Here is a 21,609-nt window from a genome sequence, read left to right as displayed (position 1 = left end):
CTTCAGTAATTGCACGGCATTAACCACGACGGCGGCCCGACCACATGTGGTCGGGCCGCCGTCGTATGTACTTGGGGCAGCTCCTGGCTAGTTCACCGGCCCGGTGAACTTCTCACCGGGGCCCTTGCCCGGTGCGTCGGGGATAAGGGAAGCTTCGCGGAAAGCCAACTGGAGGGAGCGCAGTCCATCACGCAAGGGCCCGGCATGCTGTGAACCGATTTCGGGGGCAGCCGCCGTTACGAGGCCGGCCAACGCAGTGATGAGCTTGCGGGCCTCGTCCAGGTCTTTGAGGTCTTCTGCGTTGGGGTCATCGGCGAGGCCGACCTTCACAGCGGCGGCGCTCATCAGGTGGACCGCGCCGGTGGTGATGACTTCTACTGCCGGAACTTCCGCGATGTCACGGATCTGCTGGGATACCCCGGCATCGGCGGCGGGGGCTGTGGCGGTGTCCTCGGAGTAGGAGTTGCGCGAATTGCTGTCTTCAGTGCTCATACTGGTAAGCTTGTCATAGACCGACTGGAAGTCGTTATTCGCATTAAATGCTCCCGCCGCGTGCAATGTGCGCTTGGCGGGTTATTTCTGTAGAATTGATTTTCAGTTTGCAAGCGGAGTTCTCTCCCACCCGCGTCAGCCGTTTTCCCTTCGGGGAGCAGGATTCCTTCACGGAACAAGAGGTTGCCGGGTACAGGTCGGACACTCGGAGGCGTAGCCTCCGGAGTGCGTGCTTCTCTTCAAGGGAGCACACCCGATCCTTGAGGCCTTCGATTGCACCAGCAATTGGAGGCCTTCTCTATTTGCCGGTGAAACTCACCACAACCACAGGAAGCTTTAACATTAGCGAGCCAAGAATCAATGAGCGTATCCGCGTCCCCGAGGTGCGGTTGGTCGGCCCTGCCGGCGAACAGGTAGGAATCGTCCGCATCGAGGACGCCCTGCGTCTTGCTGCCGAATCCGATCTCGATCTCGTTGAAGTTGCCCCGCAGGCTAAGCCTCCTGTTTGCAAGTTGATGGACTTCGGCAAGTACAAGTACGAAGCTGCCGTGAAGGCGCGCGAGGCCCGCAAGAACCAGACCAACACGGTTCTGAAGGAAATCCGTTTCCGCCTCAAGATCGACAAGCACGACTACGAAACCAAGCGCGGACACGCACTTCGCTTCCTCGGCGCTGGTGACAAGGTCAAGGCAATGATCCAGTTCCGTGGCCGCGAGCAGCAGCGTCCGGAGATGGGCATCCGCCTGCTTCAGAAGTTTGCTGAAGACGTTGCCGAGGTGGGCATTGTTGAGTCCAGCCCGCGTATCGATGGCCGCAACATGGTCATGGTGATCGGTCCGCTGAAGAACAAGGCCGAAGCCAAGGCTGAAGCCCGGCGTGCAGCCCAGCGTGCTGAAGCCAAGGCCCAGAATGAGGCCAAGGCATCCGGACGCGTGGACACCACGGGTGACCAGGCTCCGCTGACGCAGACCCTGGGCGACCTTCTTCCGGCAGGCTTGCTGGCTTCCGAAGAAGAGCCCAAGCAAGAGGCTGTGGAGGCTTCCGAGGTTGAAGCACCTGTTGCCGAAGAGGCTCCGGTTGTTGAAGAAGCTGAGGAAGCTCCGGTTGTTGAAGAAGCGCCCGTAGCTGAAGAAGCTCCCGTAGTCGAAGAGGCTCCCGTAGTCGAAGAGGCTCCGGTTGTTGAAGAGGCTCCGGTAGTCGAAGAAGCACCCGTGGTTGAGGAAGCCCCGGCTGTGAAGGCTCCACCGGCGGAGAAAGCCCCGGCCCCCAAGGCAGCCCCCGCACCGGCAGCTCCGAGGCCAGCTGTTCCGGCTGCTGCCCCGAAGCCTGCAGTTCCTTCGGCTCCGAAGCCCGTCGCCAAGCCGGCAGCTCCCAAGCCGGCAGCTCGGCCCGCAGCCCCCAAGGCTGCGCCGAAGCCTGCATCACGCAAGACCAACTAGTTCAACGCCGCGGTGGCCCTGGCCTCCAACGGCAAGCAACCAGCACGCCGGCCCTTGTAGGCCGGCTGCACGAAAGAACTGCGGACTTTGTCCGTGGACACGTAAGGAGATCGGTTCCCATGCCGAAGATGAAGACCCACAGCGGTGCTAAGAAGCGCTTCAAGCTGACCGGTACCGGCAAGCTGAAGCGTCAGCAGGCCAACCGCCGCCACTACCTGGAGCACAAGTCCTCCACGCTGACCCGTCGCCTCGCCGGCGACAAGATCGTCTTCAAGGGCGATGCCAAGGTCATCAAGAAGATGCTCGGCGTCTAAGTTCCAAGTTCTTTGGTTGCTGCCATCCGGTAGCGGCCGACTACACCAAAAGCCTTCTCAGGCCGGCCGGATTTCCGGCAGTAGCAGCTTGGGATAAAGATTTCTGAAGGAGTACGCACGTGGCACGTGTGAAGCGGGCGGTAAACGCCCACAAGAAGCGCCGGGTTATCCTCGAACGCGCCAAGGGTTACCGCGGTCAGCGTTCGCGCCTGTACCGCAAGGCCAAAGAGCAGCTGCTGCACTCGTTTGTGTACAGCTACGGCGACCGCCGCAAGAAGAAGGGCGACTTCCGTCGCCTCTGGATCCAGCGCATCAACGCTGCATCCCGCGCCAACGGCCTCACCTACAACCGCCTGATCCAGGGCCTGAAGGCCGCTGAGGTTGAGGTTGACCGCCGCATGCTGGCCGAACTGGCTGTTTCGGACGCCAACGCATTCGCTGCACTGGTGAACATCGCCAAGGCTGCCCTCCCGGCCGACACGTCTGCTCCGGCTGCCAAGGCCGAGGTTGCAGCTCCGAAGGCTGCCAAGGTTGCTCCGGCTGCTGCTACCGCAACGGCTGTCAAGGCTTCTGTCTCCGAGAAGCCGGCCATCGATGGCGCCATTGCTGCCGTTGAGGGCGAAGGTGCTCCGGAAGGCCATGCCATCAAGGGCAACGCCGAGTCCAAGAAGTACCACGTACCGGGTTCCACTTGGTACGAGAACACTGCTGCTGAATACTGGTTCTCCACGGTTGAGGCTGCAAAGGCTGCTGGCTTCGAGCCGGCCGGCGGCGAAGCCCGCCAGCAGATCAAGAACTAGTCGCAACTGCCACTAAAGTTCTTTATATGAACCAAACCGGGCGCCCGCAAGACTTTCCGATGACCAACCCCCGAGCAGATCGGGTGAGGGACGTCGCCAAGCTTGCCGGGCGCCCGGCCCGTTTAAAGCGCGGCCGTTTCCTGGCTGAGGGTCCACAGGCGGTTCGCGAGGCTTTGACCCTTCACCGGGAGCGCACTGCGGCAGGGGGTTCCGCCGTCGTGCATGAAGTCTTTGCGAGCGAGGCCTGCCTGGAGCGGCTCCCGGAACTCGCAGACCTTGCAGAAGGAACACAGCTTCGGCTGGCCAGCGACGACGTCCTGGCAGCCATGGCGGACACCGTCAACCCGCAGGGCATTGTTGCCGTGTGTAGTTTTGTGGATGTCAGCCTCGAATCAGTCCTCGACGCCGGTCCTCGTCTTATTGCGGTGATGTGCCAGGTCCGGGACCCCGGCAATGCAGGCACAGTTTTGCGCGCGGCCGACGCTGCAGGTGCCGACGCTGTGATCCTGACGGGTTCAAGCGTGGACATCTACAACCCCAAGGCGGTGCGGTCCACGGCCGGTTCGTTGTTCCACCTGCCGGTGGTCCTGGGGGCTGATGTTGAAGATCTCGTAGGGCGCTGCCGGGAACAGGGGATAGGGGTCCTGGCTGCCGACGGCTACGGGACAGTAAACCTGGACCAGCTCCAGGACGAGAATGCTGCCCGGAGGCTGGGAAATGGCTCTGTGGCCTCTGCTTACGCCCTTGAAGCACCCACAGCATGGTTGTTCGGGAACGAAGCTCAAGGGCTGTCCGATGCCGAACTGGCACTCGCGGATCACCGCGTAGCCGTGCCTGTTTATGGCGCAGCCGAGAGCTTGAATCTGGGTACAGCCGCCACCGTTTGCCTCTATGCAAGCGCCCGTTCGCAGCAGGGCGCCGGGGTCCGGAATGTAGAAATAGCCTGACGCCCGGTACGGTATTTCTTGCAAGATCGTCACGATGACGACTCTTCCTGGCCCATTCCAAACTTTCCCAAAACCGAAGAGGTGAAGCTTTCGTGGCTGCAAGTGGCGGTACCAACGCGATCGTGGCGGCGCTCGCCGCGAACCTGACCATCGCTGTCCTGAAGTTCGTTGCATTCGTCCTGACGATGTCATCGTCCATGCTCGCTGAGGCCATTCACTCGGTAGCTGACTCCGGCAACCAGCTCCTTCTCCTGGTAGGTGGCAAGCGCGCACAGCGTGCGGCAAGCCCCGAGCACCCCTTTGGTTACGGCCGCGAGCGGTACATCTACGCGTTCATCGTCTCCATCGTCTTGTTCAGCGTGGGCGGCCTCTTTGCCCTGTACGAAGCGTGGGAGAAGTTCCAGCACCCGCACGGCATCGAAGGCGACTTCTGGTGGGTGCCGTTGGCCGTCCTGGTTGGCGCCATCGTTGCCGAGTCATTCTCCTTCCGAACCGCCATTGTGGAATCGAACCATATCCGTGGCAAGCAGACGTGGGCCAAGTTCATCCGCAACGCCAAGCAGCCCGAGCTGCCGGTGATCCTCCTGGAAGACTTCGGCGCCTTGCTGGGCCTGGTGTTCGCGCTCTTCGGTGTCAGCATGACCCTCGTAACCGGCGATGGCATCTGGGACGCCTTCGGTACAGCCATGATCGGCCTGCTGCTTGTCGCCATCGCCGTCATCCTTGCGGTCGAGACCAAATCGCTCCTGCTGGGTGAGTCGGCCACCAAAGACGACGTCGCACGCATCACGGAGGCACTGCAGGCGGATGGCACCCGGATCATCCATCTCAAGACCATGCACCTGGGTCCGGAGGAACTGCTGGTTGCCGCCAAGATCACCATGGGTGCCGCCGATACCGGTCAAGCAATTGCCCGGGTGATTGACGACGCCGAGCAACGGATCCGGGCGGCCGTACCGATCGCGCGGGTCATCTACCTTGAACCCGATGTTGAGCGCGTCCAGGCGTAGTCAGGTCAGCATTAACCAAAGATGGGCTCTTCACGTTGAAGAGCCCATCTTTCTTTGCAGCGGTATCCAGCAGGTGGATTACGCTCTAGCGATTCATGAGGTAGCCAGCGGCTTCTTGCGTTCCAGCAGCCCGCTGATGATGGCAACTCCCAAGCCGAGGATGGCCAGGACCGCACCCACGAGGGCCGGAGCCACGTAGCCCCAACCCCAGGCGATCACGGTCCCGCCGAGGAAGGCCCCCAGGGCATTGGCAATGTTGAGGGCGGAGTGGTTCAGCGACGAAGCGAGCGAGGCTGCGCCTGGGGCGGCATCCAGGAGGCGAGTCTGCAACGCTGGCGTGAGCATGGAGCCTATGCCACCAACGACGAAGGCCATGATGAAAGCGGACCAAGCCCAGTGGGCTGCGATGGCGTAAACCACCAATGCTCCGGCGATGCCCGGCATGACCCAGTAGATGGTGCCCATAACGGACTTATCTGCAATGCGGCCACCGATGATGTTGCCCGCAACCATGCCTAGCCCATAAAGCGCCACCACTGCCGGAATGAGGCTTTCGGGTATGCCTGCCACGCCCGTCATGGTGTGCGCGATGTAGGTGTAGACGGCGAAGAATCCACCAAAGCCAATGATGCCGATCAGCAAAGCAAGCCATACCTGAAGCCGTTTGAGGGCACCGAGTTCGCGTCGAATACTCGCCTCAGGGTGCGCTGGTTCGAAGGGGACGAATTTCCAGACCATGACCACGGTCAGCAGGCCTATGACCCCCACGATGATGAACAGAAGGCGCCAGCCGAAGGTCTGCCCCACCCAGGTGGCCAGAGGCACGCCGATGACGTTGGAGACTGTGAGGCCTGCCATCACCATGGAGATGGCCCAACCGCGTTTTGTGGGTGCCACCAAGCCGGCAGCGATGACAGCAGCCACACCAAAGAATGCTCCATGGGGGAGCCCGGAAGCGAAGCGGGAGAGCAGCATAAAACCGTAGTCAGGAGCAATGAAAGAGGTCAGGTTGGCGATGGAGAGGAACAGCATCAAACCCAGCGCCAGGTGCTTCCTGGGAAGTTTGGCCCCGAACGCAGCGAAGATGGGCGCTCCGATGACAACGCCCAAGGCATAGGCGGAGATGAGGTTGCCAGCCTCGGGAGTGCTGATGCCCAGTCCTTCCTCAATTTCCTTGAGAAGACCCATCATGGCGAACTCGGTGGTGCCGATGGCGAACCCGCCCGTGGCCAGCGCGAGGATAGCCAAGCCTAGGTGGCGCCTTGCTTTTTTGGCGACGGCGGGTGGGGACACGGTGATAGTCATGAGCCTGCTTCGTGAGGTGCCTTGAGGGCTGGGAAAAGGTGGAGAAAATCCGATAACAAGCTTAGTCCTGTGACCGTGTCTTGACGTCGCTATGTGACGATGCCCAGTCTTGACGTCGCTATGTGACGATGCCCATGATTCCCACACCCATAGACTGTTTCAGTGACTGGATTGATAAACGTGGTGGGCGCCGCCGTCGTCGACTCCCTGGACGCCCCGGCCCGACTCCTTGTAGCACGTCGGACTGCGCCGCCGCAGTTCGCCGGAATGTGGGAATTTCCCGGCGGCAAAGTAGAGGAGGGCGAGTCGGCCGAAGCTGCCCTTCATCGGGAGCTTGCGGAGGAGTTGGGAGTTACTGTTCGGCTCGGGCCGGAGCTGGAGTCCGGTGAGGCCGAGGGGTGGCCCCTCAATGAGCGCGCGGCAATGCGTGTCTGGTTGGCGGAACTCGCTGAAGGCACACCTCGTGCCCTTGAGGATCACGACGAGCTGCGTTGGGTATCCCTGGTTGATGACGAAGAAGCTCTTGGCCTTGCCTGGATCCCGGCTGACTTCCCTATAGTCCGGGCGTTGCTGGAACGCGTGACTGCGCGGGCGTAGCTGCCGTTACTGCAGTGGCCCAGCGGCTTAGAAAAGTGGATCCTGCCCTGGCAGCGCCGCCCCAAAGGCATCATCCGTGCCCGAAGCTGGAGTGGTGGCTGGCCGGGCATTGCGGTGGCTGAAGCCTTGCGTTCCGGTAAAGCCATGCTTGGCTTTGAAGTGATTGATCCTGGCCGACAACCAGGAGCGGTACTCTTTTGACGCATACGATCCCTGCCCGTACAGGCGACGGTACCGTCCTACAAGTTCGGGATGGTGGGCGGCGAGCCACTTCATGTACCACTCACGTGTACCGGGCTTGAGGTAGAGGGCTCCTGCAGTGACGCCCGTGGCGCCGGCCTTGGAGAGTTCTGAGAACAAGGACTCAAGGGCTTCGTCTGAATCCGTGAGCCAAGGCAGAATGGGCATGGCCATGACTCCGCAACCCAGACCTGCCTCACGTAGCCGCGCAATGAGCTTGAGGCGGGCTCTCGGCGAGGGGGTGCCGGGCTCAACAATCTCGGCAAGGTCCTCGTTGGTCATGGCCAGTGAGATGCCCAGGTCCACTGGAACCTGGGTCGCCGCATGCTTGAGCAGGGGAATATCCCGGGCAAGCAACGTGCCTTTGGTCAGGATGGAAAACGGTGTGCCGGAATCGGCGAGGGCCCGGATGATCCCCGGCATCAGCGCGTATCGGCCTTCGGCGCGCTGGTAGGGGTCTGTGTTGGTTCCGAGGGCAACCTGGTGCCGTTCCCACGATGGTTTGGCCAGTTCCTTCCGAAGGACCTCTGCAGCGTTGATCTTCACTACCACCTGGGAGTCGAAGTCGCGTCCGGCGTCGAACTCCAGGTAGGTGTGCGTCTTCCGGGCGAAGCAATAGACGCAGGCATGGCTGCAGCCCCTGTAGGGATTCACTGTCCATTCGAAAGGCATGTTGGAACCGGAAGGCACCTTGTTGAGCACTGACTTTGCGGTGACCTCATGGAAGGTGACTCCGGAGAATTCGGGTGTTGAGATGGAACGCACAAGCCCGGCCAGCGGCAGCAGGGCGTCCATGGCCGGGGCAGGGCCAGGTGCCATACTGTCAAGGCCTTCGGACGCCGATCCATGCGTTGGCGAAAGTGCTTGTGCGTCCCATCTCATGCACTCCATTCGAATGTATGTTCGAACGAATGTCAAGCACTACGAATGTCGATTCCGGACATTGCTAAGGTTGGCCCATGATTCTGTTGACTGGCTTCGAACCGTTTGGTGAAGAGAAGGTCAATCCTTCCTGGCAGGCTGTCCTGCGCGCTCGCGACATCCTTCGTTCGGAGGGGCACAAGGTGGAAGCTTTAGAGCTGCCCTGCGTGTTCGGTGAAGCGGCAACCCTCCTGCTGGCCGCCGTAGAAACCCTGACGCCGGACGTCGTGGTGTGCGCTGGATTGGCGGGAGGGCGGGGAAGGGTCTCCCTGGAGCGTGTAGCCATCAATTGCGATGACGCCCGCATCCCGGATAACAAGGGCAAGCGTCCCATCGACGAGGAAGTGGTTCCTGGCGGCCCGGCTGCTTACTTCTCGACGTTGCCGATCAAAGCCGCGCTACGGAACCTGCAGATCGAAGGCATCAAGGGTGAGATCTCACAGTCTGCAGGAACCTATGTCTGCAACCACGTGTTCTATGCGCTGATGCATGCCCTCGCAACCAAGGCCGGCATCCGGGGAGGATTTGTCCATCTTCCCTACATTCCGGAGCAGGTACCCGAGGGGAGCGCGACGCCGTCCATGCCGCTTGAGGCCATGGCTGCTGGCATCGCAGTGGTCGTGCGGACGGCAGTCCAGGCGCCGGTGGATGGACCTAAGGCTTCAAGAGTTCCCATTCCACAGTGACGCTTGCCGCTACGGACGACTCGCCGGCCTGGATGGGAAGTGCTTCAGCAGCAGAAGCCCTGACGAGTCCACCCATCGGAATGGGAGAGCCCGGCAGAGGTTGCTGGGAAATGGAAACCACCGAGCCCAGCCGGACGGACGCCAAGGACGCGTACTGCTCCGCCCGCTGAAGCGCGTCCTGCCACGCCGCCTCCTGCGCCTGGCTCGTGACCGCAGAGGCATCTGCAAAGCCTTGCTCTATCCCGTTGATCCGGATGTCGTCCCCACCGGCGGCCACCGCCGCAGCAATGGTGGCAGGCGCGTCCGTTTGCGAGCGGATGCCGACGCGCACATTGGTGGACGCCACATAGGCAGCGACCTTCTGTCCCTGCCCCTCCACCCACACCAGGTCTGCTCGAAGGTTTAAGCCGCTGGTGTGCAGATCTGCATCCTGCACGCCAGCCGCGCGCAAACTGGCGGCGACGGCGGCCGCTGCCTTGCCGGCGTCGTCATATGCCTTGGATGCAGTCTCCCTTCGCGTCTCGACGCCCAAAGTCATTGTCACCAGGTCCGGAACTGCCTTGGCGCTCGCCGTTCCCGTGACGGTAATGGTGCGTTTCATGCTTCGGTCTCGATTCGGTTGTCAATGTAGCCGCCCGCTGCAAGTCCAGCTTGCCGTTCAAAGAAATTCCTCGACGCCGGATTGCCCGCACGCAGCGTGGACCAGCCGGCGGCGACACCGTAGAAAACGAGGAACGGCAACCCCAGACAGTAGGCGTACTGAGTGCTGTGCCGTTCCTCGTGGGCAAGGAGCAGCTCATTGCGTCCTGCCACGCCGTGGGCTGCGCGGTAGAGGATGACGTTCCCCACCGTAAACGCCCCGGCGCGTGGAAGCTTCCACGCATACCCTGCTGCTATCAGCAGTCCCCGGGGCCCACGCGAAATGCGCGATCGGGACGTCCACGCGACCAGCAGCCCCAACGGTGTGGTCAGGTTCAGGATGTTGGCAACTTGCCGTAAGCGCTGCCCGGGAGTCATGAAGCCATGCTAGACCCGTGGCGTACACAAACCAGGGGTTAAATGGCGCCTGTGAGCTTCAACTAGACTGAAGGGTAGTGCCTGCCATCCGTGGTGAGCACTGCCCTTTCGTTTTGCAGGCCAGCCATGCCGGCCGCTCCCGACTCGTAGCTAAGAACAGTAGATGACTGACACTTTGCCAGGCGCTGCCATCCCGAATCCGCTGGATGAAGCCGCCATCAACGCCGCCGTTGAGGATGCGATCGCCGCGATTGCGGCTGCCTCCTCCCTCGAAGAACTCAAGGCTGTCCGCCTCGCCCACACCGGAGAGAAGTCGCCCCTGAGCCTGGCCAACCGTGAAATCGGTGGCCTCGCCAAGGAGCACAAGGCTGCGGCCGGAAAGCTCATGGGATCCTCGCGCGGCCGGGTCAACCAAGCGCTCGCAGCCCGGACCGAAGTCCTGGAAGCCGAGAACGACGCCCGGATCCTGGTGGAGGAAACCGTTGATGTCACGGCTGCTCCGCGTCGACGCCGGGCGGGAGCGCGTCATCCGCTGTCCACGCTGCAGGACCGTGTTTCGGACATCTTCGTCGGCATGGGCTGGGAAATTGCCGAAGGCCCTGAGGTCGAGTCCGAGTGGTTCAACTTTGACGCCCTGAACTTCAAGCCGGACCACCCGGCCCGTGAAATGCAGGACACGTTTTTCGTGGAGCCTCCCGAGGCACACCTGCTCATGCGCACGCACACGTCTCCGGTGCAGGTGCGTTCGATGCTGGAGCGCGAAGTTCCCATCTACGTGCTGTGCCCGGGCAAGGTGTTCCGCACGGATGAACTCGATGCAACGCACACGCCTGTCTTCCACCAGTTCGAAGGCCTGGCGATCGATAAGAACCTGAGCATGGCCGACCTCCGTGGAACGCTGGAGCACTTCGCCCGCCAGATGTTTGGCGACGAAGCCTCCATTCGCCTGCGCCCGAACTACTTCCCGTTCACCGAGCCCTCTGCTGAGCTGGACATCTGGCACCCCGGTGCCAAGGGTGGTCCCCGCTGGATCGAATGGGGTGGCTGCGGCATGGTCAACCCCAACGTCCTCCGGGCTGCCGGCATCGATCCGGACGTCTATTCAGGTTTTGCCTTCGGCATGGGCATCGAGCGCACGCTCATGTTCCGCAACGAGGTCGGCGATATGCGCGACATGATCGAGGGCGATGTACGTTTCAGCGAGCACTTCGGGATGGAGATCTAACAGTGCGTATCCCACTTTCCTGGCTGCGCGAATTTGCGCAGGTTCCGGCCGATGCTACGGCCGAAGATGTCATGGCGGACCTGGTCAAGGTCGGTTTTGAAGAAGAAGAAGTCCACCGTCCCACGGATGAACTCACGGGTCCCATTGTGGTTGGCCAGGTGCTGAGCCTGGTCAAGGAACCGCAATCCAATGGCAAGACCATCAACTGGTGTCAGGTCCGTGTTGTCCCTGAAGGGCAGGAACAGACCCTGACTGGCGAGGGAATCGATCCCTCCGGCGTGCAGGGCATCATTTGTGGTGCACACAACTTCGTGGAAGGCGACAAAGTTGTTGTCACGCTTCCCGGAGCTGTGCTGCCCGGAAACTTCCAGATTTCGGCGCGGAAGACCTACGGTCACCTGTCCGCAGGCATGATCGCTTCCGTTCGCGAACTGGGTATCGGCGATGACCACGATGGAATCCTGGTCCTCTCACGGATCGGGCTGGATCCGGAAATCGGCACGGACGCGATGAAACTCCTTGGCCTCTATGACCAGGCTGCAGAAATCAACGTCACCCCGGACCGCGGCTACGCCTTCTCCATCCGTGGTGTGGCACGTGAGTACGCACACGCCACCGGAACATCCTTCGTTGACCCGGCCTCCAAGGTCAACGCTCCGGCCAGCCTGCAAGGCGGCTACGGCGTCAAGCTCAACGACGACGCCCCCATCTATGGCAAGCCGGGCTGTGACCGGTTCGTGGCACGCAGAGTGCGTGGCGTGGACGCTTCCCGTCCCACTCCGCCGTGGATGTCCGCGCGTCTTCGTCTGGCCGGCGTCCGTTCCATCTCCCTGCCGGTTGATATCTCCAACTACGTCATGCTTGAGCTCGGCCAGCCAAACCACTGCTACGACCTCGACAAGCTTGCGGGCGACATCGTGGTCCGCCGTGCCGTGGCGGGGGAGAAGATCACCACCCTGGATGACAAAGAGCGCACGCTCGACGTCGAAGACCTGCTGATCACTGATGACTCCGGAGCCATCGGCATCGCCGGGGTCATGGGCGGTGCCCACACCGAGGTTTCGGATTCCACCACGAACATCCTGGTGGAAGCCGCGCACTTCGATGAAGTCTCGATTGCCCGTTCGCGTCGTCGGCACAAGCTGCCGTCCGAGGCTTCCAAGCGTTTCGAGCGCGGCGTTGACTGGCACGTTGCCAGTATCGCCGCCCAGCGCGTCGTGGACCTTTTGGTTGAACTCGCTGGTGGCACAGCTGACGAGACCGGTACCGACGTCGGAACGGCCCCTGACGCCGTCACGATTGAACTGCCGGCCGAGTTCGCTGCCGCCCGTATCGGCATCGACTTCACGGAAGAGCAGATCACCACATCCCTGGTGGATCTTGGTGCTGCCGTGGAAAAGACTGCCACCGGCTACCTGGTGACTGCTCCGAGCTGGCGCAACGACCTTGAAACCAAGGAAGACCTCTCCGAGGAAATTGCCCGCTTGGTTGGTTATGACAACATCCCGGCCACCCTGCCGGTGGCGCCTCCTGGCCGTGGCCTGAGCCGCAGCCAGCAGCAGAAGCGCCGCGTGGTGCAGGCACTGGCAGATGCCGGACTGACGGAAGTCTTGTCATATCCGTTCGTGGCCAAGGCAGCCAACGACACCTTCGGCGTGCCTGCGGAAGGCGAAGAACGTCCCGCCCTGAAGCTGGCGAATCCCATCAGCGAGGAACACGGTTACCTCCGTACGTCCATCCTGCCGGGTCTGATCGAGGTTGCCCGCCGCAACCACTCCCGCGGCTTCCGTGACCTGGCACTTTACGAGGCGGGCTCTGTCTTCCTCCCTGGCGAGAAGCTCGGTACCGAATCCATCCCGCCGCTGGGCGTTAAGCCTTCCGACGAGGTACTGGATGCACTGTACGACGGCGTCCCGCACCAGCCGCTGCATATCGCCGCTGTCTTGACTGGCCATGACTCGCCTGCGGCCGCTACGCACACGCCGCGTGCCTGGGACTGGGCCGATGCTTTGGATGTGGCCCGGCTCATCGCGGATGTTCTCGGCGTTGAACTTGTCGTCAGCCAGGGAAGCCACCAGGCATTCCATCCCGGACGTGCCGCCCAGCTCGCGCTGCGGTCCGGCGACGTAGTGGGCTACGCCGGTGAGCTGCACCCGAAGCTTCTCGCAGCCCACGACATGCCAGCACGCTCTGTGGCGGTTGAGGTCAACGTGGAGGCGCTCTTTGAAGCTGCCGCCGACGTCATTGTTGCCAAGCACATCTCCGGATTCCCAGTGGCCACCCAGGACGTGGCGCTGGTTGTTCCGCAGGACGTGCCGGCTGACCAGGTGCTTGCCGCGTTGCGTGAAGGTGCCGGCGAACTCCTCGAAGACGTCGCCTTGTTCGATGTCTACGTTGGACCGGGCATTGAGGAAGGCAAGAAATCCTTGGCCTTTGGCCTTCGCTTCCGTGCCGCTGACCGCACGCTCACTGCGGACGAGGCCTCAGAGGCCCGCGCTGGCGCCGTGGCTGTTGCTGCAGAGCGCTTTGGAGCAGTCCAGCGCTAGGCCTCTCGCTGTGCGAAGAAATCCCCGGAACCTCCTGGTTCCGGGGATTTTTTTCAGTTGCCTCCCCACGCGGCGGTGCTGGCGTGCCGAAATATGACCAATTGGTTAGTGTTTAAACTCAGCCTCGGCTCGTAGCAGCCGTCACGGACGTCCTCAACGAACGCTCCACGTCCCAGTCGGACCGAACTCGCAGATGGGAATCCTTAGGATGAAGTACTCCGTTCTCGGCCCGACCGGCGTGCGTGTCTCCCGCATCTGCGTGGGCACCGCGACCTTCGGTGTGGCACCGAGGGCACACGAAGCTGATGGTGTCGTCGAAGCAGCCCTGGACCTGGGCATCAACTTCTTCGACACCGCAGACGTTTACGGCTCCACGCCGACCTTCGACCGGCCTGGTGCCCCGCCTGCCTCGGAGCGGGCGTCCGCCGAGGAGATACTAGGCCGCGCACTCGCTGGTCATCGGGATGAGGTGGTGCTGGCCACGAAGTCGGGGGAGCGGCGCTTCGACCCGGATGCCGGTCTCTCGCGCCGGTACATCATCCAGCAGGTTGAGCAGAGCCTGCGCCGGTTGCGCACAGACCGCATCGATCTCTATTACGCGCATTTCCCTGATCCGGACACGCCGCTGGAGCAGACACTCGCCGTCTACGACGACCTGATCCGTCAGGGAAAGCTGCGCTACGTCGCACTGTCCAACCATCCTGCCTGGCAGGTCACCGAGTCACTGTGGATCGCCGATGACCGTCGGCTGGTCTCCGCTCCAGTCGCTGCGCAGGTGATGTACAACCTCCTGGACCGAAGCGTCGAGCGCGAGCTGAGCGCCGCGTGCATGCGGTTCGGTCTGTCGATCATTCCCTACGCGCCGCTGCACGGCGGCCTGCTCGCGGATCTTAAGGTTCTGGACCGCGAAATTGCAGGGGACCAGCGCTACGGCGGAGCCGGATATTCTGAGTCAGAGATCGCCGTTGCGCACAAGCTTGACCGTTTGGCCAAAGAATGGGGGCTCGGAATGCAGCAGGTCTCACTGGCGTGGCTGCTCTCCCGCCCGGCCGTGGCCTCGGTGATCGTCGGGGCGGAGACCGTCGACGAGCTCCGCACCAACGCCTCGGCAGCGGACCTCGAGCTCACCCCGGAGCAGCTGGATGCGGTCTCGGCGCTGACAGGGCTGTAACCGCCGTGAGCGCGACACGGCGGAAAAACTCCTGCGGTGGGTGAGGATTGAGCCATGGCAAAGCGTATCCACGGTGTAACCGCCGTGATTCACCAACCGACGGGGTCCGTGTCAATGTTCCACCGCGTATCCTCATGAAGCAGATGCGGCTCCGATACGGCGGAGCGTGCCGGCTGTGCGGTGTATCTCTTCCGGCCGGGACAGAAGCGATCTATGAGAGCGAGACAAAGACTGTCCGTTGCTTGGAGTGTGCCACCGAGGCTACGGAAACTACGTCCCCCTACACGGGACCACCTGGTTTGGAGTCACCGGCCACTGAGCCCGGAGTAGCCGGTGCATCCGCTCGACGCGAATATGTTCGCCGCAAGGCGAAGGACGAGGAAAGGCTTCGCGGGAAGTGGGGTCGATTCGGTGGCCTGGCGGTCGCGCTCTCTGACGAGCGGCCGCAGACCAAATCCTGGGATCGAGGCGCGATCGGTGAGGAACGCCTCGGCGCACGGCTAAATGCGCTGTCCACCGATGCTCTGGCTGTTCTCCACGACCGAGGCATCCCCGGCTCCAAGGCCAATATCGACCATATCGTCATCACTCCGGCTGGAATCTGGGTGATCGACGCCAAGCGGTACAAGGGACGGCCTGAACTGGAGATCGAGGGTGGCATCCTTCGCCCACGCGTCGAGAAGCTGCTAGTCGGCAGGCGCAATTGCACGAAACTGGTCGATGGCGTGCTCAAACAAGTCGACGTCGTTCGTAATCTGGTCGGAGATATCCCGGTCACGGGCGTGTTGTGCTTTGTTGAGGCCGACTGGCCCCTCATCGGGGGCGCGTTCTCGACTCGTGGCGTTCACGTCTTGTGGCCCAAACGGCTGGTCAAGGTGCTTTCGGCGGAGACAACCGGCGATGTTGATGTGGCGACTGTGCTGGAAGTGGTCGCCGCTCGATTCAGGTCTGCGTGACCCCTGTGCAAAGCCCTGTGCTTGAGCTGCAGAAGCTCGCCGACGTTCCTGTTCCGGACTCTCCCGTCCAAGATCTGGGGCAGGCAGCTATGGAACGGGCACGGCGGTTTGCCAGAGCCAAGGATCGGGAGGAATTCATTGCTGGCCGGGTTGCCCTGCACCGCTTCGCCGCCGCCCTCCTTGAGGTAAGCCCGAACCGGTTGAACCCCGATTATCACTGCCCTCAGTGCGGTCAAGGACAGGACCACGGCCGTCCCGGTTTCATGCTCGACGGCGCCCCCGCGCCCCTGGCGTTGAGCGCATCCAAAGCGCGGGGCTGGTTGTTGCTGGCCGGCGTCGTGAATCCAGGGCTTGGGATCCGGCTGGGAGTGGACCTTGATGCGACTGATCAAGCAGCGTTCGTGGGCTTTGACGATGTCGCCCTGTCAGCAGGGGAAAAGCACTTCCTCACGACAGTGCCGGATGAAGAGCGGGCCGGGCAGCGCGCGCGGCTGTGGGCGCGCAAGGAGGCCTGGCTGAAGATGACAGGGGAAGGCCTTCGAAGGAACCCCGCGGAGGTGGATGTGCTCGAGCGTCCGGGCTTGCGGGACCTGAACAGCAACAGCGGTGGGGGCATTGACCTGCCGGAAGGTTTCGTCGCCGCCTTGGCCGTGGGCTAAAGAGGCGATGGCAGCGAAGGAAGTGCTGCCTCGTAGAGCCACGGCCCAAGGATGCCCGCGGCATCAAACCCCGGAATGAAAGAGTCGGCGGCGTCGATGAATGCCGCCGTGGAAATGGATCCGTGCCGGTTCCGCTCCGTCCAATGCTGCAGGAGCCCGAAGAACGCTTCGTCCCCGGCTGCCAGTCGGACGGCGTGGACAGCAAGGGCGCCTCGCTTGTACACGCGGTCATCGAACATCAGCTCGGGACCGGGGTCGCCAACCAGCAGGTCCTGCGGCCCGGCGTCGAGCTTTTTCCACGCGGCGAGGGCACGGGCCGCAACTGGCATGGTTTCGGACTCCTCGGACCACAACCACTCGGCGTAGCAGGCGAATCCCTCGTGGAGCCAGATGTCCTTCCAATTGGTGACGGTCAGGGAGTTGCCAAACCACTGGTGGGACAATTCATGGGCGATCAGTCGTTGGGCCTCCCACGTGCCGCGCATGTGATTGCGGCCGAAAATGGAGACGGTCTGTGCCTCCAGCGGGATTTCCAACTCATCTTCGGTGACAACCGAGGTGTAATCGCTGAACGGGTAGGGGCCGAAGCAGTCCTCAAAGGTCTTCATCATGTCCGGCTGGCGTTGAAGCCCCTGGCGGGCGTCGTCAGCCATGTCTGCGGTGACCGCGGCGAACTGCGGGACCCGATGATGGGTGTCTGCCGGGTTGAGCGGGACCATGACATACCGGCCGATCTGCATCGTGGCGAGATATGTGGCCATGGGTTCGGAATGTTCGTAGACCCAGGTCTCACGGCTCGATTTTCGTGATCGGGACACCAGCTGGCCGTTGCACACCGGCCGGTAATTGTCATCCGTGGTCACTGAAATCCGGAACGAGGATTTGCTGCGGGGATGATCGTTGCAAGGAAACCACGACGCTGCGCCGTTGGGCTGGCCGGCCACCAGGACGCCGTCATTCAGTTCTTCCCAGCCAACCTCGCCCCACAAGCCTCGGCGCGGTTGCGGGTTGCCCTCGTAACGGATCTCGAGGATGAAGGGCTGACCGGCCTTCAAAGGGGACGCAGTGGTGACCACAAGGTGTTCGGCCCGTTGGCTGAACTTCTGGACCTTCTTGCCATCCATCTGGATTTTGGACGCCCGGAGTCCCACCAGATCCAGGATTATCTGGGAAGCCGGCTCCAGGGCAGTGCAGCGGAGGATCGCCTTTCCGATCAGCTTGTTACTGCCGAGCCTGACATCGAGATCCAATTCATACCGATCCACACGGTAGCTAGTGCTGCCGTGGTCCAGGGTATAGGGGTCAGCAGGGGTCACAAGTGTGGTGATCGGTTCCGTCATGATCTGCCCTAATCTACTTGAGCCGGGCGGCCAGTGCCGCAGGACCCTCCCAAGGGCTCACCGGATTTCCCATCCAGTATGTTCCGGCCGGCACGGTTTCGCCGCGCATGACCAACGACGCCGGCCCAACAGTTCCGCCGTTCCCGATGCTGGCCGCGGGGAGGATGACGCCGTGTGGTCCCATTGTGGCACCATTTCCCAACGTGACCGTATCCAGGCTCATGACCCTGTCGTGGAAAAGATGTGTTTGGACAACGCAGCCCCGGTTGACGGTTGAATTCTCCCCAAGTGTCACGAGGTCAGCCTCGGGCAGCCAGTAGCTTTCACACCACGTTCCCCGTCCGATTTTCGCTCCGAGGCCACGAAGCCACCACACCAGGGCCGGGGTGCCCGCGGCCGAACGGGCGAACCAGGGTGCACTCACCATCTCGATGAACGTGTCCACTACCTCGTTCCGCCAAATGAACGAACTCCATAGTGGGTGCTCGCCGGCCCGGATGGCACCCACCAGGACCCACTTGGCAATGACGGAACTGAACGCGGCCACGGCGCCTGCTGCCAAAACCACAACACCGCCCAGCAGGGCCGCCACCCAGTAACCCCAACCACGGGCGATCCAATCCAAAGCCAGCATCACGCCGGCTGCAATCGCCACCGTGAGGATGACAGGAACAAGCCGGCAGGCCTCCCACAGTGCTCTGGCTACTTTGAGTTTCAGGGGTGGCTGGAACGTGCGCGTCTGGTCGGCATCGACGGCGGTGCGGCGCAGCCTGACGGGTGGGCTGCCCAGCCAGGACGTCCCTGACTTTGCTTTTGCGGGCGTTGCTGACAGCACCGCCACCAGCGAGTTCTTGGGTACATTCCGTCCAGCTGCCGTCATACCCGAGTTGCCCAGGAATGAGCGCTTTCCGATCTTGGCAGGGGCGATCCTCATCCAACCGCCGCCGAGTTCATAGGAAGCCACCATGGTGTCGTCCGCGAGGAAAGCACCATCGCCGATGGTGGTCATCCGGGGCACCAACAGCACGGTTGACGCCTCCACGTTCTTGCCCACTTTTGCCCCCAACAGGCGTAGCCAGACGGGAGTGAAGAGGCTCGCATAGATCGGGAAGAGCAGGTCCCTTGCCATGTCCAGCAACCGCTCGGTGGCCCAAACCTGCCAGCCAATGCGGCTTCGGACCCGGTAGTAGCCTTCCTTCAACCCCAAGCCAAGGAGCCGCGCCACGGCCAGGATGAGGATGAGGTTGCCGAAGAACCAGACGAGGGCTGCAAGAGGCAGTGCCAGTGCAATCCGGGGGACTGCAGTCTCCAGGGAATCTTGGCCCTGGATGAAAGCAAGGACCACCATCGCGCCCGCGAAAGCTGAGACGTAGGGGATCAATGCCAGCAATGCAGACGCAGCAGCGAAGGCGGAGAACCAGAGCCGGTCCATCAGGGAACGCCGGCTACCGGGCTCGGGCCACTCGTGTTTCGCTTTTCCGCGGCGTTCGGCCGGGGAGCCGGCTACGAGGTGTCCGGCCTTGACCTTGCCCAGCACGGCAGACCCGGCTTCAACGTGTGCGCCTGCGCCGATGGTGGCACCAGGCATGAGCGTACTTCGGGAGCCCACCACTGCTCCTGCTCCAACGTGGATTTGGCCGATGTGGACAGAATCACCGTCCACCCACCAGCCGGAGAGGTCCACTTCCGGCTCAATGTTGGCCCCTGTTCCCAAGGACAGCAGGCCGGTGACCGGCGGCAATGAATGCAGATGGACGTCTCTTCCGATCTTTGCCCCGAGGGCCCGTGCGTAGTAGGGCACGAAGGGTGCGCTGGCCAGACCAATGGCACCGGAGAGGTCCTGTATTTGCTCTGCCAGCCAAAGCCGCAGGTGCGTCTTGCCGGACCGCGGATATGTTCCTGGCTCAACCTTGCCCAACAGGATGCGGGCAGCTGCCACCGAGATAACCATGCGTCCAAGCGGACTCACAAATACCAGCCAGGAAGCCCCGATCCACCACCAGGAAACAACGGGGGCTGCGGTGAACCCCGCGAAATCGGACAACAGCCTGTTGGCAGCCATGAGGTAGGTCAACCATCGCATGCCGACGAGGATGTGCAGGGGTACGCCCATGAGCACCTGGAAGAGCTGTGACTTAAAGGCTGTGGGCCGTACGGTGCGCTCCGCGGCGGGACCCGGCATGCCGCCGTCGGGAAGAGACTGCCGCGCAGTATCTATCAATGCGCCAACCCGGGGTGTCGCGTAGATGTCCGCCACCGTGATGGTCGGGTAGCGGACACGCAACGCGGAAACAAGCTGTGCAGCCGCCAGTGAGCCGCCACCGTAGGCGAAGAAGTCGGCGTCAAGGGAGCTCACAGGGCTGCCGAGGACCGACTCCCACTGCTCCACAATCCATCGGGCGTCGTCGGGCAGATTCAGTGGTGCTTTGCCTGCCTCCTTTGCTCCGGCGCCAGCAAGAGGCCATGGAAGCGAATGACGGTCCACTTTGCCGCTGGTCTTTGTCGGCAACGAATCAACAACCGTCAGCAGGGGGACCAACGCTGCCGGCAGGCTCTCGCCCAACTGTCTGCGTGCTTCGTCCAGGTCCAGTACGTAGCCCTCGGTGGGCGCCAGGTAACCGACAAGAATTTGGTTACCTGCCGCTGTCGTTTGCACCGCGGCGGCCGCACCTCCCACCCCAGGCAGCGACTGCAGTGCGGCATCGATTTCGCCCAGTTCGATCCGTCGGCCACCCAGTTTGACCTGTTCGTCGGCCCTCCCGATGAAGACCAGCCCCTCGGCTTCGAAGCGCACAAGGTCCCCGGACCGGTAGGCGCGTTCCCAGCCCAGGGTCGGCATGGCTGCGTACTTCTCAGCGTCTTTGCCGGGATCCAGGTATCGGGCCAGTCCGACTCCGCCGATGATTAATTCCCCAATTTCCCCTTCGGCCACCGTAACGCCGGCGGAGTCGACGACGGCGAGATCCCAGCCATCCAGCGGAAGTCCGATCCGAACCGGGCCGGGTCCGCCCAAGGGAGCCGCGCAGGCGACAACAGTGGCCTCGGTGGGCCCGTAGGTGTTCCAGACTTCACGGCCGTCGACGGCGAGCCGCTCGGCGAGTTCAGGTGGGCAGGCCTCCCCACCAAAGATGAGGAGACGCACGTTCTCGAGGGCTTCGACTGGCCACAAAGCAGCGAGGGTGGGCACTGTGGAAACAACGGTGATGCCGTGGTTGATGAGCCATGGGCCCAGATCCATGCCGGTCCGTACAAGGGCGCGTGGAGCCGGTACCAGGCAGGCACCATGCCGCCAGGCCAGCCACATCTCCTCACAGGAAGCATCGAACGCAACCGATAGGCCGGCCAGGACCCTGTCCTGCGGGCCGATCGGATCGGTCTGCAGGAAGAGACGGGCTTCCGCGTCCACGAAAGCGGCCGAGGAGCGGTGCTTGACGGCCACGCCTTTCGGCGTACCAGTGGAACCCGAGGTGAAGATGATCCATGAGTCATCATCCAGCCCGGGTTTCTGCAGCTCCGTGACAGCGTTCCGTGCCGCGCCTGCCAGCTCAACGGCCAGACCGGCACCAATGACGGCGGCCACCTTGGCTTCGCCAAAAACCAGCCGGGCGCGCTCCTCGGGGTCGTCCGCATCCACGGGGACGTAGGCTGCCCCGGCCATGAGGATTCCCAGGATGGCGACGTAGAGATCACTGGTGCCTGATGGGATGCGGACGCCGATCTTGTCCCCTCGGCCAAGACCGGCGGCGTTCAGGACGTGCGCGAACGTGCGGACTGCTGCGAGCAGCTCGGTGTAGCTCAGTGATTTCCGGCCATCGTCCAGTGCCGAGGACTCCGGAAAAGCGGCTGCGGTCCCTTCGAGGATATCCACCAGGGTCCGCTGGGCCGGTGCTGCAGACGCCCCCGGAAACTGGGGGCGGTAGCTGGCCAAGTCATGCATGTTCCCG

At 62.6% G+C, this 21,609-nt stretch carries 19 protein-coding genes; 12 read left to right on the top strand and 7 right to left on the bottom strand.

The genetic code is table 11. The features are described 5' to 3' along the window. Positions 1-87 precede the first annotated feature (87 nt). Positions 88-492 carry a DUF1844 domain-containing protein gene (locus ACTAQJ_RS08390; protein ID WP_431119524.1) on the bottom strand — a complete coding sequence of 135 codons (405 nt, stop codon included), beginning with the start codon at positions 490-492 and terminating at the stop codon, positions 88-90. Between the two features lie 308 nt (positions 493-800). Here ACTAQJ_RS08390 and infC point away from each other — a divergent pair, with 308 nt between their 5' ends. The 5 genes from infC to ACTAQJ_RS08365 all read left to right on the top strand — a co-directional run bounded on the left by infC (position 801) and on the right by ACTAQJ_RS08365 (position 5,002). Then, a complete protein-coding gene (gene infC, locus ACTAQJ_RS08385) occupies positions 801-1,931 on the top strand; it encodes a translation initiation factor IF-3 (protein WP_498701683.1) in 1,131 nt (376 codons plus the stop codon). Positions 1,932-2,050: 119 nt separating this feature from the next. After that, on the top strand, positions 2,051-2,245 hold the full coding sequence (gene rpmI, locus ACTAQJ_RS08380) for a 50S ribosomal protein L35 (RefSeq protein WP_059387794.1): 195 nt from the start codon (positions 2,051-2,053) through the stop codon (positions 2,243-2,245). A 119-nt stretch (positions 2,246-2,364) separates the two neighbouring features. After that, complete coding sequence (gene rplT, locus ACTAQJ_RS08375) at positions 2,365-3,045, top strand: 50S ribosomal protein L20, sunset domain variant (protein WP_431119525.1); 681 nt, start codon at positions 2,365-2,367, stop codon at positions 3,043-3,045. A gap of 26 nt (positions 3,046-3,071) precedes the next feature. After that, positions 3,072-3,992, top strand: coding sequence for a TrmH family RNA methyltransferase (locus tag ACTAQJ_RS08370; RefSeq protein WP_498701682.1), 921 nt, complete (start codon positions 3,072-3,074; stop codon positions 3,990-3,992). 92 nt (positions 3,993-4,084) lie between these two features. Next, complete coding sequence (locus tag ACTAQJ_RS08365) at positions 4,085-5,002, top strand: cation diffusion facilitator family transporter (protein ID WP_498701681.1); 918 nt, start codon at positions 4,085-4,087, stop codon at positions 5,000-5,002. Between the two features lie 93 nt (positions 5,003-5,095). Here the strand turns inward: ACTAQJ_RS08365 and ACTAQJ_RS08360 are convergent, their stop codons facing one another. Beyond that, a complete protein-coding gene (locus ACTAQJ_RS08360; protein WP_498701680.1) occupies positions 5,096-6,307 on the bottom strand; it encodes an MFS transporter in 1,212 nt (403 codons plus the stop codon). Between the two features lie 162 nt (positions 6,308-6,469). Between ACTAQJ_RS08360 and ACTAQJ_RS08355 the strand changes: the two genes are divergently transcribed. Continuing rightward, positions 6,470-6,904, top strand: a complete 435-nt coding sequence (locus tag ACTAQJ_RS08355) for a (deoxy)nucleoside triphosphate pyrophosphohydrolase (protein WP_498701679.1) — start codon at positions 6,470-6,472, stop codon at positions 6,902-6,904. A gap of 27 nt (positions 6,905-6,931) precedes the next feature. On the opposite strand, the gene ACTAQJ_RS08350 is transcribed toward ACTAQJ_RS08355, so the two are convergent. Then, positions 6,932-8,026: an Rv2578c family radical SAM protein gene (locus ACTAQJ_RS08350; protein WP_431119534.1), complete on the bottom strand. Its 1,095-nt coding sequence runs from the start codon at positions 8,024-8,026 to the stop codon at positions 6,932-6,934. Positions 8,027-8,103: 77 nt separating this feature from the next. On the opposite strand from ACTAQJ_RS08350, the gene pcp reads away from it, so the two are divergent. Then, on the top strand, positions 8,104-8,751 hold the full coding sequence (gene pcp / locus ACTAQJ_RS08345; RefSeq protein ID WP_498701678.1) for a pyroglutamyl-peptidase I: 648 nt from the start codon (positions 8,104-8,106) through the stop codon (positions 8,749-8,751). On the opposite strand, the gene ACTAQJ_RS08340 is transcribed toward pcp, so the two are convergent. Next, the gene (locus tag ACTAQJ_RS08340) at positions 8,720-9,352 is read right to left on the bottom strand and encodes an SIMPL domain-containing protein (RefSeq protein ID WP_498701677.1); all 633 of its coding nucleotides are present in this window, start codon (positions 9,350-9,352) and stop codon (positions 8,720-8,722) included. The two genes, pcp and ACTAQJ_RS08340, sit on opposite strands and share 32 nt — an antisense overlap. Continuing rightward, the gene (locus ACTAQJ_RS08335; RefSeq protein WP_498701676.1) at positions 9,349-9,768 is read right to left on the bottom strand and encodes a hypothetical protein; all 420 of its coding nucleotides are present in this window, start codon (positions 9,766-9,768) and stop codon (positions 9,349-9,351) included. Before ACTAQJ_RS08335 ends, ACTAQJ_RS08340 begins: the two co-directional genes overlap by 4 nt. A 163-nt stretch (positions 9,769-9,931) precedes the next feature. Between ACTAQJ_RS08335 and pheS the strand changes: the two genes are divergently transcribed. The 5 genes from pheS to ACTAQJ_RS08310 all read left to right on the top strand — a co-directional run bounded on the left by pheS (position 9,932) and on the right by ACTAQJ_RS08310 (position 16,325). Beyond that, positions 9,932-10,993 (top strand): phenylalanine--tRNA ligase subunit alpha, encoded by a 1,062-nt coding sequence (pheS, locus tag ACTAQJ_RS08330; protein WP_223936608.1) that lies wholly within the window; start codon positions 9,932-9,934, stop codon positions 10,991-10,993. A gap of 2 nt (positions 10,994-10,995) precedes the next feature. Next, on the top strand, positions 10,996-13,539 hold the full coding sequence (gene pheT, locus ACTAQJ_RS08325) for a phenylalanine--tRNA ligase subunit beta (RefSeq protein WP_498701675.1): 2,544 nt from the start codon (positions 10,996-10,998) through the stop codon (positions 13,537-13,539). 208 nt (positions 13,540-13,747) lie between these two features. Continuing rightward, complete coding sequence (locus ACTAQJ_RS08320) at positions 13,748-14,710, top strand: aldo/keto reductase (protein ID WP_498701674.1); 963 nt, start codon at positions 13,748-13,750, stop codon at positions 14,708-14,710. Positions 14,711-14,844: 134 nt separating this feature from the next. Then, a complete protein-coding gene (locus ACTAQJ_RS08315) occupies positions 14,845-15,666 on the top strand; it encodes a nuclease-related domain-containing protein (RefSeq protein WP_498701673.1) in 822 nt (273 codons plus the stop codon). Then, positions 15,663-16,325: a 4'-phosphopantetheinyl transferase family protein gene (locus ACTAQJ_RS08310; RefSeq protein ID WP_498701672.1), complete on the top strand. Its 663-nt coding sequence runs from the start codon at positions 15,663-15,665 to the stop codon at positions 16,323-16,325. Before ACTAQJ_RS08315 ends, ACTAQJ_RS08310 begins: the two co-directional genes overlap by 4 nt. Here the strand turns inward: ACTAQJ_RS08310 and ACTAQJ_RS08305 are convergent. Together ACTAQJ_RS08305 and ACTAQJ_RS08300 are read right to left on the bottom strand one after the other, a co-directional pair. Continuing rightward, positions 16,322-17,665 (bottom strand): M1 family metallopeptidase, encoded by a 1,344-nt coding sequence (locus ACTAQJ_RS08305; protein WP_498701671.1) that lies wholly within the window; start codon positions 17,663-17,665, stop codon positions 16,322-16,324. The two genes, ACTAQJ_RS08310 and ACTAQJ_RS08305, sit on opposite strands and share 4 nt — an antisense overlap. A 13-nt stretch (positions 17,666-17,678) precedes the next feature. After that, a complete protein-coding gene (locus ACTAQJ_RS08300; protein WP_498702165.1) occupies positions 17,679-21,602 on the bottom strand; it encodes a Pls/PosA family non-ribosomal peptide synthetase in 3,924 nt (1,307 codons plus the stop codon). Between the last annotated feature and the right edge of the window lie 7 nt (positions 21,603-21,609).

Source organism: Arthrobacter sp. alpha11c (assembly GCF_054149985.1).
This window is presented reverse-complemented; position numbering and strand designations above follow the sequence as displayed.

Bases quoted from the DNA above. Each gene is read 5' to 3' on its own strand.
- ACTAQJ_RS08390 (WP_431119524.1), bottom strand. From the start codon at position 492: ATGAGCACTGAAGACAGCAATTCGCGCAACTCCTACTCCGAGGACACC.
- rpmI (WP_059387794.1), top strand. From the start codon at position 2,051: ATGCCGAAGATGAAGACCCACAGCGGTGCTAAGAAGCGCTTCAAGCTG.
- ACTAQJ_RS08370 (WP_498701682.1), top strand. From the start codon at position 3,072: ATGAACCAAACCGGGCGCCCGCAAGACTTTCCGATGACCAACCCCCGA.
- ACTAQJ_RS08360 (WP_498701680.1), bottom strand. From the start codon at position 6,307: ATGACTATCACCGTGTCCCCACCCGCCGTCGCCAAAAAAGCAAGGCGC.
- ACTAQJ_RS08350 (WP_431119534.1), bottom strand. From the start codon at position 8,026: ATGAGATGGGACGCACAAGCACTTTCGCCAACGCATGGATCGGCGTCC.
- pcp (WP_498701678.1), top strand. From the start codon at position 8,104: ATGATTCTGTTGACTGGCTTCGAACCGTTTGGTGAAGAGAAGGTCAAT.
- ACTAQJ_RS08340 (WP_498701677.1), bottom strand. From the start codon at position 9,352: ATGAAACGCACCATTACCGTCACGGGAACGGCGAGCGCCAAGGCAGTT.
- ACTAQJ_RS08335 (WP_498701676.1), bottom strand. From the start codon at position 9,768: ATGACTCCCGGGCAGCGCTTACGGCAAGTTGCCAACATCCTGAACCTG.
- pheS (WP_223936608.1), top strand. From the start codon at position 9,932: ATGACTGACACTTTGCCAGGCGCTGCCATCCCGAATCCGCTGGATGAA.
- ACTAQJ_RS08320 (WP_498701674.1), top strand. From the start codon at position 13,748: ATGAAGTACTCCGTTCTCGGCCCGACCGGCGTGCGTGTCTCCCGCATC.
- ACTAQJ_RS08315 (WP_498701673.1), top strand. From the start codon at position 14,845: ATGAAGCAGATGCGGCTCCGATACGGCGGAGCGTGCCGGCTGTGCGGT.
- ACTAQJ_RS08305 (WP_498701671.1), bottom strand. From the start codon at position 17,665: ATGACGGAACCGATCACCACACTTGTGACCCCTGCTGACCCCTATACC.
- ACTAQJ_RS08300 (WP_498702165.1), bottom strand. From the start codon at position 21,602: ATGCATGACTTGGCCAGCTACCGCCCCCAGTTTCCGGGGGCGTCTGCA.